The 2048-nt window shown below is 64.3% G+C and carries 2 protein-coding genes and 1 other RNA gene; all 3 read right to left on the bottom strand.

All coding sequences use genetic code 11. The features are described from left to right. Positions 1–115 precede the first annotated feature (115 nt). The 3 genes from JQ627_RS38850 to ssrS all read right to left on the bottom strand — a co-directional run bounded on the left by JQ627_RS38850 (position 116) and on the right by ssrS (position 1899). A complete protein-coding gene (locus tag JQ627_RS38850) occupies positions 116–940 on the bottom strand; it encodes a TIGR00282 family metallophosphoesterase (RefSeq protein ID WP_212489593.1) in 825 nt (274 codons plus the stop codon). After that, on the bottom strand, positions 918–1514 hold the full coding sequence (locus tag JQ627_RS38855; protein WP_212489594.1) for a 5-formyltetrahydrofolate cyclo-ligase: 597 nt from the start codon (positions 1512–1514) through the stop codon (positions 918–920). Before JQ627_RS38855 ends, JQ627_RS38850 begins: the two co-directional genes overlap by 23 nt. Before the next feature lie 224 nt (positions 1515–1738). Next, positions 1739–1899, bottom strand: a non-coding RNA gene (gene ssrS, locus JQ627_RS38860) — 6S RNA. Positions 1900–2048: the final 149 nt, after the last annotated feature.

Raw genomic sequence — 2048 nt, forward strand, 5'->3', positions numbered from 1 at the left:
TCAGGAGCCACCGTCAGAATCGATTTCTGCCAAAATCGCAATGCCTTACGAAAAGATCACATGCGATTCCCCTGCCCTCCAGGGGAGGGTGGCAGCGTGAATGTCGCGCTGTCCGTCAGCTCAACCAGAATTTCGGCGTCGCCGGCTCCAGCCGGCCGCCGACGCGCACCGGCGCAATCTTTAGCGCGAGTCCCGTCGCATCGTCCGTCTCGACCGCAACGCCGCTGAGCGTCGCCACGCCCGCGGCCGGCTCGAACCGGCCGGAGGGAATCCCCGAGGTGAAGCGCCGCAGCGGTTCTTCCTTCTGCATGCCGATGATGGAATCGTAGTCGCCGGTCATGCCGGCGTCGGTCATGTAGGCCGTGCCGCCGGTGAGTATCTGGTGGTCGGCGGTCGGCACATGGGTGTGCGTCCCGACGACGAGGCTGGCGCGGCCGTCGCAGAAGAAGCCGATGCCCTGCTTCTCGCTGGTCGCCTCGCAATGGAAGTCGACGACGATGGCGTCGGCCGCAACGCCGAGCGGACAGGCGCCGAGCTCCCGCTCGAGCGCGGCAAAGGGATCGTCGAACGGGGTCATGAAGACGCGGCCCAAAGCGTTGACGACGAGCGCGTGCTTGCCGTTCTTGGTCTCGACCAAGGCGGCGCCGCGGCCCGGCGTGCCGCGCGGATAGTTCGCGGGCCGCACCAGCCGCTCGGCTCGCTCGATGAACACCAGGGCTTCACGCTGGTCCCAGGAGTGATTGCCGAGCGTCACCGCGTCGGCCCCGGCATCGAGAAACTCCTGATAGATCGCTTCCGTGATGCCGAAGCCACCGGCGGAATTCTCGCCGTTGACGACGACGAAATCGAGCGACCAGTCCTTGACCATGCCGGGAAGATATTCGGCGATGGCGTTGCGGCCGCTACGGCCGACGACATCACCCACGAAGAGAATGCGCAACTTCAGAACTCCGGAAATCGAAGATGTCCGATTCCGTTAGCACATAATCCAGTGCGACGTCGTGCGATAGTGCCGGAACCGCCTTGATCTCCTGCGCTGCAAAAGCAAGCCCGATGCCGACGATCTGCTTGGCCTTGCGCAGATGCGCGAAGGTGTGGTCGTAGTGCCCCGCGCCATAGCCGATGCGGTGACCGAGACGATCGAAGGCCGCGAGCGGCGTCAGCATGATGTCGGGGATGACTTCGCTTGCTGCCGGCGACGGCTCGGGAATGCCGAGCGGACCGAGCATCAGCTGGTCGTTCGGATGGAAGATGCGGAAGATCAGCGACTGGCCGCGTGCGGTGACGCAGGGCAGTGCGAGCTTTGCGCCCTCCTCGGCGAGCTTCTTCATCAGCGGCAGCGGATCGATCTCGCTGCGGATCGGGGAATAGCCGGAGACGATGCTGCCGGGCAGGAGCGGGAACGGAAGCCCGCGCTTGGCGAGCTTTGCGGCGGCGGCGGTGCGCTTCTTCTCGCTCAACGCGTCGCGCGCCGCGAGGGCTTTGGCACGGAGTTCGGCTTTCGAATTGGACATGTGCGTTTGCTCCGAAGGCGGAGCCTTGCTCCGCTGTCATCACCCGCCTTGTGCGCCCTTGCGCACTGGGGCGGGTGATCCAGTATCCCAGAGACGCCAGTGCTAGACCTCAACGCCGCGGCGTACTGGATGCCCCGGTCAAGCCGGGGCATGACACCGAGATTGAACCGCAAGCGTGTCGGGGACGCAATTCGACGGGCACGAACCAGAAGGAAGAAAAACAGTGCGAAGCCGCGTACGCCGTTGAAGCACTCGATCCCGGAGTTCCCTACGAAAGTAGGTGGGCACCATATGTCCGAGCCCACGGGCCCGGCCAGGGACAGTTCCCTAAAGGATCGATAAGGCCCCGGGGATATATGGCTCCTGACGCACGTCGCAGCCTCGCCGGCGCAATGTAACAACGATACTGACGAATCGCCAGCCCGGCTTTCGCGGCGCGCTCTTACCCTCCCCTGGAGGTAGGGCTATCGCATATGGGCAAGGACGGAGAGGAGAAAGTCGTTATTCCACCTCGCCTGGAGCATTTTGTGGCTG

The sequence above is a fragment of the Bradyrhizobium liaoningense genome (assembly GCF_018130785.1).
GTDB lineage: Bacteria > Pseudomonadota > Alphaproteobacteria > Rhizobiales > Xanthobacteraceae > Bradyrhizobium > Bradyrhizobium liaoningense_A.

Excerpts from the sequence above, each read along its gene's own strand:
- JQ627_RS38855 (WP_212489594.1), bottom strand. The coding sequence starts at position 1,514 with ATGTCCAATTCGAAAGCCGAACTCCGTGCCAAAGCCCTCGCGGCGCGC.